The organism is Candidatus Cloacimonadota bacterium (assembly GCA_020532355.1).
Classification (GTDB): Bacteria; Cloacimonadota; Cloacimonadia; order Cloacimonadales; family Cloacimonadaceae; genus UBA5456.
Map to the genome: position 1 here is coordinate 1 of JAJBBD010000149.1, position 3,918 is coordinate 3,918.

General features: G+C 45.1%; 2 protein-coding genes. Both read right to left on the bottom strand.

Translation table 11 applies throughout. The features are described 5' to 3' along the window. Positions 1-2,322, bottom strand: a 2,322-nt coding sequence (locus LHW48_05460; GenBank protein MCB5259911.1) for a hypothetical protein, incomplete at its 3' end; no start/stop codon positions are given. 57 nt (positions 2,323-2,379) lie between these two features. Beyond that, on the bottom strand, positions 2,380-3,918 hold a 1,539-nt coding region (locus LHW48_05465), incomplete at its 5' end, for a T9SS type A sorting domain-containing protein (protein ID MCB5259912.1).

Below are 3,918 nucleotides of genomic sequence, written 5' to 3' on the forward strand. Positions count from 1 at the left end.
GATGGCTGTATGGCTGCCAATTTCTGCATTTCCATGATACAGAGTCTTGACCAACTGCCCCTTTATATTGTAGATATCCAAAGATACCGGTCCGGTCTCCTCAATTGAATACCTAATTGATGTCGTTGGATTGAAGGGATTGGGATAGTTTTGAAATAGCGCAAGCTGCTTTAGTTCAGGCGCCACCGGATCATCATTGCTTACCCAAGGCTCAGAGCCATATTCGTAGCAGCCCATGTCTATGCGATCATTCCAGATGCGACAATTAACGGCCAGATCATAGGGAGGCAGGTTCAACCCTGTGGTATCACGAGTTCCTGAATCGATGCAGGGGGATAATGCCGAAAGGCTGTAGTAGAAAGGATTGTGGATATCATTGCCTCCAGCAAAGAGGGGGTCGCCGCTAATGCTGGTAGGCAAGAAGTTGATGGTATTGCCCGGCACCGGGAAGGGCAGAATGCCCGCTACACCGTCTTTGACCAGGGAATGGTCGATGCTTATATTGGTGTGCTCGGAGGGGTTACCATCCATGGGATTTACCTTGATCTGATATGGTGTATCGTTATCAAAGATGCAATTGACGATATTTACCTCTCCATTCACCATTAGCGTGTAAGCATCACCCTGATTATCTGCAAAAGTGCAATTAGTGAAGTCCAGCCTGGGATTGTTTGAGGAGACAACAAGGATCATATTATCATGAGAAGAGATCTTGTTGAAGAGGCAATTATTAAAGCTAAAATGATTCTGTTGTTGAGGGAATTGAATACCACCGATCTGGATCACGTTTGCATCCTCATCCTCTACGGACAGATTCTCAAAAACACAATTCTCGAACTCAAGTCTTTTATCTCCGGTAATAGATATGAGGGGCATTCCCATTACTGATGTTGATGTGTAAGTAGAGCTCGCATTGCGGAAAGTGCAATTGGAAAATTTGCCCTTCATTCCAGTTATCTCCCCATTATCCAGTATTCCAGGCAGCATCTGAATCAGATGGACATCATCTGGGGCAATGTTCTCTATAGTCACATTATTCCATATACTCTCCCTTTTACTATTGGCTGATAAATATACTATACGATAAGTATTTGTGTAATTATCATGAGCACCCATGTTATAAATACGAAGATTTTTAAAATTCATGGTTAATCTTAGCTTTGTGCCATCAATTGCGTTGCTATAAAGGGGAACATTACGTGAAGTAATTGATAAATCTGATAGCCATATCGCCTCTTCGCGGATAGCCGAAAAAACAAGCACCCATGAATTATCCCCCATCTCCGGATGGGGTTCTCCAATCACGGTTGTCGTGTCCATCCCACTACCCTGCACAATAACCCAGCTTTTCATAGCAATGGGGAAGACTTGATCGTTATCCGTGCGGGAATACTCCCCCGGCAGAATGTGTACTGTCTTTTGGTTTAAACTGTCGGCAGCCACCCGATAGATAGCTTCATGGATGGTTTTCAGCGCATTAGCGGGACTGAGTCCATCGTTGTTATCATTGCCTGATGTAGAAATATATACATCACTATCAATCTCCTGATGATGAGCATGCAAAATATCAAAATTGATCTGGAAGTTGTTGGCGACAGGAAGTACACTGAGGTATGTGGCGTAATAATTGCTCGGCTCTGCGATGGAAAAAGTATCCAGTGGCATGTATAGATCATTCGTGGCGTTTTGAATGTAGATATCCTGTCCCGCGCCGGAACGGTTATTGTAGATAGAACAACGATTGGTGGGATCGAAGGTGATGTTGTTTGTATAGCCCTCTCCAGATGCTGCATACAAGCCTCCTCCCATGCTTAAGGCATAGTTGCTATCTATATGCACTCCTGAAAGTGATACGGTTGCGGCTCCGATGTTAAGTCCGCCACCAGTATTTGCACTGTTATTATGAATATTTAGATTTGTTAGTATTGATGCTGTATTTACAGCCAGTCCAATTCCTCCTGCTCCCCCGGTTGTAAATCCATTAGTTATCGTGAATCCTCTTATATGTACTTGATGATTGTCTCTTTGTAAGAGAATACACCTTCCTGCATGGCCGCCATCTATTATCGTAGATTCAATATAAGCCGGATCTCCGGTAGTTCCCTCCAGGCTCATCAAGCTAATGTTGTTCCTGTTTATGGTCAGATTTTCATAGTATCTGCCGGGATGTACCAATACGGTGTCCCCAGGATTGGCAGCACCAAGGGCAGCCTGAATGCTCGTGTAATCTCCGCTATCGTCTTGCTTCACGGTCAGTGTCACAGCAAATACAAGGCAGGGCAGGATCGCTGTCAGAATCATCAGATATAACTTTCTATGCATAATTACTCACCAAATATCGGTGGGGAGGGCTGCTAAACCCTCCCCACCCGCAATGGCTTATTTCATCAAGAGCATTCTCTTGGTTTGGGTATTATTCGGGCTGCTGATGCGGTAGAAATATACTCCGCTGGCTACAGCCTGGTTATTGCTATCTTTTCCATTCCAGACCACGCTGTGCGGCCCGGATTCCATTTCGCTATTGATGAGCGTCTTTACCAATTGTCCTTTGAGGTTGTAAATATCCAGGTGAACCCTGGCTGTCTCAGGCAACGAGTATCTGATCGTAGTGCTGGGGTTGAAGGGATTGGGGTAATTTTGCTTTAGTGAGAATTCAGGAGGCACAATGTCTTCCATATCATCCTGAGTGAGTTTGATCTCGAAATAGGGGTATGAGGTTCCTGCAACTCCATATTGGGGCTGGAGCCTGCCGGGGTTCAGGTTCATGGCGCGCAGCTCATTTTCTGGCCGTTTAGCTTCCTCATAGCAGAAGACAAATTCCACATCCCCCTCGCTGATTTCATCAGGGCTATCCACGTATGCCGAGATCTGCTCAAGAGAATCCTTCACCACCACTGAGCCTTTGCATACACCATCCACATACAAGCCGATTTCCTTGAGGTCCATCATCATATCATCCGGTATGTTTAGGTAAACAGGTATGTAGTCCGGTTTTTCATCGTAGATAAAGTTTTTGGAGACTTCCTGATCATTTGGCACATCAGGTGAACCACTACCCCATCGGAAAGTGTGGTTGTTCCTGGTAGTTACTATGACCATATCTCCATACCTCAGAGGGGCTACCTTGCCGTGCATACCATAGTAATCACCTACTGGATTCGGTCTCAGTAAACTCCAATTTTTGGCCTTAATCGTAGTGATGTCATCCCAAATGGCAGCAAAGGCTTCGTGCGGCCAGGCAGGCTCTTCTTTGAAATAACCGAGCCAGTTTTCCACTCCGCCATAAATTGGGAACTGAGTAGTAACCGAGGTTTTAAAGCCGCTTTCTTGTAGGATTACCGGCCATGTGAAAGCTGGGTTCATGCGATATTGCAGCTTGATCTTATAACCTTGAGAACTGGAGACGGAATGGGTATTGACGAGATCATTCCATTCATTTGAGTTGTCTATCCAGTTTATGGAATATATGTCCTGATTATACCACCTAATCTCATCCAGGTAGGTGGGCTGCCAATCCAAGTTCCCATCCTGGTGTTTTAACAGCAATTCTTCAAAGAACACACTTGCCATAAGAGCGTTGTTTGTCACCGAGTTCAGCACCGGATAGCTCACCCAATGCCATCTATCCACATCAGCCTGATCTTCGAAGGTGTATGTCCAATAGCGATGCGTTCGTGCCGGTTTTGCGCCAATATCCCGAGGGCTACCATCGGTATCAGGCGTGCCATAGCCTGCATCAATGCAAGGGGATATGCATGTAGCATTCCAGATTGGCACGAAGTTCGTAGTTAGCTTTGGGTCTCCAAACTGATTACCATGATTTGAACTAAGGTTGATGTCGTAATTCACTGCATCAGTGCCACAATTGCCCAACTTCATAATATTATGCGAATATTGTAACCTTGATTGTTCATATCC